This window comes from Mesorhizobium sp. CNPSo 4684, assembly GCF_057784315.1.
The window spans coordinates 1-3,005 of the sequence record NZ_JBWLUX010000080.1; the positions used below are offsets into that span (position 1 = coordinate 1).

General features: G+C 60.7%; 5 protein-coding genes. All 5 read right to left on the minus strand.

Annotated elements, in window-relative coordinates:
* A partial coding sequence (locus AC04SG_RS32700; protein ID WP_488554385.1) for a helix-turn-helix domain-containing protein occupies nucleotides 1-137 on the minus strand: 137 nt, incomplete at its 3' end.
* A gap of 84 nt (nucleotides 138-221) precedes the next feature.
* Nucleotides 222-764 (minus strand): MerR family transcriptional regulator, encoded by a 543-nt coding sequence (locus tag AC04SG_RS32705; protein ID WP_477340555.1) that lies wholly within the window; start codon nucleotides 762-764, stop codon nucleotides 222-224.
* 266 nt (nucleotides 765-1,030) lie between these two features.
* Nucleotides 1,031-1,462: an SgcJ/EcaC family oxidoreductase gene (locus AC04SG_RS32710; protein WP_192253297.1), complete on the minus strand. Its 432-nt coding sequence runs from the start codon at nucleotides 1,460-1,462 to the stop codon at nucleotides 1,031-1,033.
* Between the two features lie 165 nt (nucleotides 1,463-1,627).
* On the minus strand, nucleotides 1,628-1,951 hold the full coding sequence (locus tag AC04SG_RS32715; RefSeq protein WP_006201891.1) for an integration host factor subunit alpha: 324 nt from the start codon (nucleotides 1,949-1,951) through the stop codon (nucleotides 1,628-1,630).
* Nucleotides 1,952-2,053: 102 nt separating this feature from the next.
* Nucleotides 2,054-2,974 carry a beta-ketoacyl-ACP synthase III gene (locus AC04SG_RS32720; RefSeq protein WP_488554386.1) on the minus strand — a complete coding sequence of 307 codons (921 nt, stop codon included), beginning with the start codon at nucleotides 2,972-2,974 and terminating at the stop codon, nucleotides 2,054-2,056.
* Between the last annotated feature and the right edge of the window lie 31 nt (nucleotides 2,975-3,005).

Consider the following 3,005-nt stretch of genomic DNA (forward strand, 5'->3'; position numbering starts at 1 on the left):
ACCCAGCGCGCCACGATCTTGGCCGACACGCCGTAGACGCGCGCCGCATGGGCTTGGGAAAGAGCGCCTTCTATCACCGACAGTGCCATCTCCTCTCGACGCAGCGGCGTTAGACGGGCATTCTTGTGGATGTTCATTCGGACCCTCCGGTGGATGCTGAAGCGTGGTAACTCCAGTCTCCTCGGTCCGGTCCGAATGGACAACCTCCCGAAAGCTCACAGCTAGCGCACCTGGTCGAGCAGGCGCTTGCATTCGAGGAGGTCGAACAGCGCCTCCTGCAGCAAGGCGCGGTTGTCGCGCGACAGTTTCGACGTGCCGGGCTGGACGGGACCTTCCTCGTCGGTTTTGCCCAGGCCGAAAAAGCGGCGGCTGGGTTTTACCTTGGGCTGGCCGACCAGCATCTCGTCATCCATGCCGCGCGGCTGCGCCGCCGGCGTCAGCGGCACCTGATCGGCCTGCCTGCGCTGCGAGATCGCCTCGACGGCTGCCATGTCGCCATTGCCGATCGCAACCAGGAAATGGTTGCCGTTCTCGCGCAGCAGTTTTTGCACGCCCTTGATCGTGTAACCCTGGTCATAAAGCATGTGACGGATGCCCTTGATCAGTTCGACATCCTGCGGCCGGTAATAGCGGCGGCCGCCGCCGCGCTTCATCGGCTTGATCTGGTTGAAACGGGTTTCCCAGAAGCGCAGCACGTGCTGCGGCAGATCGAGATCCTCCGCGACCTCGCTGATGGTGCGGAAAGCGTCGGGGCTCTTGTCCATGGGCGAAATCCTCACGCTGGACGGCGATCCAGCCTAGTCTGCCGAATCGGGTATCATTTCAGCGGTTTATGAAACAACATTCAAGCCCGGCGTCAAACCGGCGGCCGTTTTCAACCGAAGGTTTGCGTGACAAGCCTTTTTCCGATCAACAGCGGGCCAGGCTGGAGAAGTCGGACGGGCAGAAGAAGACCCGGCAATGTCTGCCAAGCAACAGCACTCGAAAGGGTCAATTCTCATGGAAGGCGAACGGATTTTGCAGGACGGGATTATCTCTTTGCGTTGGGAGGGGGAGCCATCATTCCCGGAACAATGTCCGTGTTCTGAGCCACCTTTATTCGCCAGCCCGTCCGTTCTTCCTTCACAATCAGAAGCAGGATACCTTTTCGGACTCCAGCGGACGAGCCGTCCGGGGCGGATGCGCCGGTCAGCGTCCATGTGTAGTGAACGGCATTAAGACCAGGCGCTAGTTCAACAACCGACGAGACGTCGCCGTCCAATTGGCTATCACGAAACATACTTTCATGCGTCGCGCGGTGCGCGCCTTCGATCTCTGCGCGGTTCTTCCACCACATACCTACGACATTGACGAAGTTTGCATCGTCGGCGAATAACGCTGCGAAATCGTCCATATCGTGCCGATTCCAAGCATCGGCAAAGGCAGTCGCGACATCCTCAGGTTTGCTGACCGCCGACCTCACGCCCAATTTCCTCCGTGCTCTTTCCGCTAAGCTATAGGAGTTCGAGCCGGACGGCGACAAGCGCGAACTCAGATTTCAAACTGAGACACTACTAAGGTTTGTGTATCCTTGACGCAATTTCCTAGGAAAGCGCTACGCACTTTTCCTGGAATTGCTGCAGAAGATTTATTTGCCGCCCTTGGCCTTGCTGTTCTGGTGCGAGCGCAGGATACGGCTCTTCAGCACATTCGACGACTTGAAGGTCATCACCCGGCGCGGCAGGATCGGCACTTCCTCGCCGGTCTTTGGATTGCGGCCGATGCGTTCGTTCTTGGAACGGACATGGAAGGTGGCGAAGGACGACAGCTTCACCGTCTCGCCGCGCACGATGGCTTCGCAGATTTCGTCCAGCACCGCCTCGACGAGTTCTGCCGATTCAGTGCGCGACAAGCCGACCTTACGATAAACAGCTTCGGCAAGGTCGGCGCGCGTAAGTGTCTTTCCCCCCATGCGACCGTCCCATCAGTTCAAAAACATAAATCGATACAAGCAAAGGCAGAACCTAAGTAATTGATCCGGCAAGGTCAAGGACCGAACCGGACCGCTCGGCACTTACCAGCGAACCAGAACCGCGCCCCAGGTGAAACCGCCGCCCATCGCTTCCAGCAGCACGAGGTCACCCTTCTTGATACGGCCGTCGGCGACGGCCACCGAAAGCGCCAGCGGCACGGAGGCAGCCGAGGTGTTACCGTGCAAGTCGACGGTGACCACCACCTTTTGCTCAGTAATCCCGAGCTTCTTGGCCGAAGCGTCAATAATGCGTTTATTGGCCTGGTGCGGCACGAACCAGTCGAGGTCGGCGGCGGTGATGCCGGCCTGCGAAAACGTTGCCTCGATGACGTCGGTGATCATGCCGACGGCGTGCTTGAACACTTCGCGGCCCTCCATCCTGAGATGGCCGACCGTGCCGGTGGTCGATGGACCGCCATCGACGAAAAGCTTGTCCTTGTGGACGCCGTCGGAGCGCAGACTCATCGCCAGTACGCCACGGTCGGCAATGCCGCCGGTGCCTTCATCCGCTTCCAGCACCAGCGCGCCGGCGCCGTCGCCGAACAGGACGCAGGTCGAGCGATCGCTCCAGTCGAGGATGCGGGAAAAGGTTTCCGCGCCGATCACCAGCACGCGTTTGGCGAGGCCGCCTCTGATGTAGAGGTCGGCGGTGGTCACCGCATAGACGAAGCCCGAGCACACCGCCTGCAGGTCGAAGGCAAAGCCATGATGCATGCCGAGCCGGTTCTGGACATCGACGGCGGTCGCCGGGAAGGTGTTGTTGGGCGTCGAGGTCGCCAGCACGATCAGGTCGATGTCTGCGGGCGTCAGGCCGGCGCTGTCGAGTGCCGCGCGCGCGGCCGCCTCGCCGAGCGATGCCGTCGTTTCGTCATCGGCGGCGATATGGCGTTGGCGGATACCGGTGCGCTGGGCGATCCACTCGTCGGAGGTCTCGACCATGCCTTCGAAATCGGCATTCTTCATGATGCGGCGGGGCAGAGGGGGGGGGGGGGGG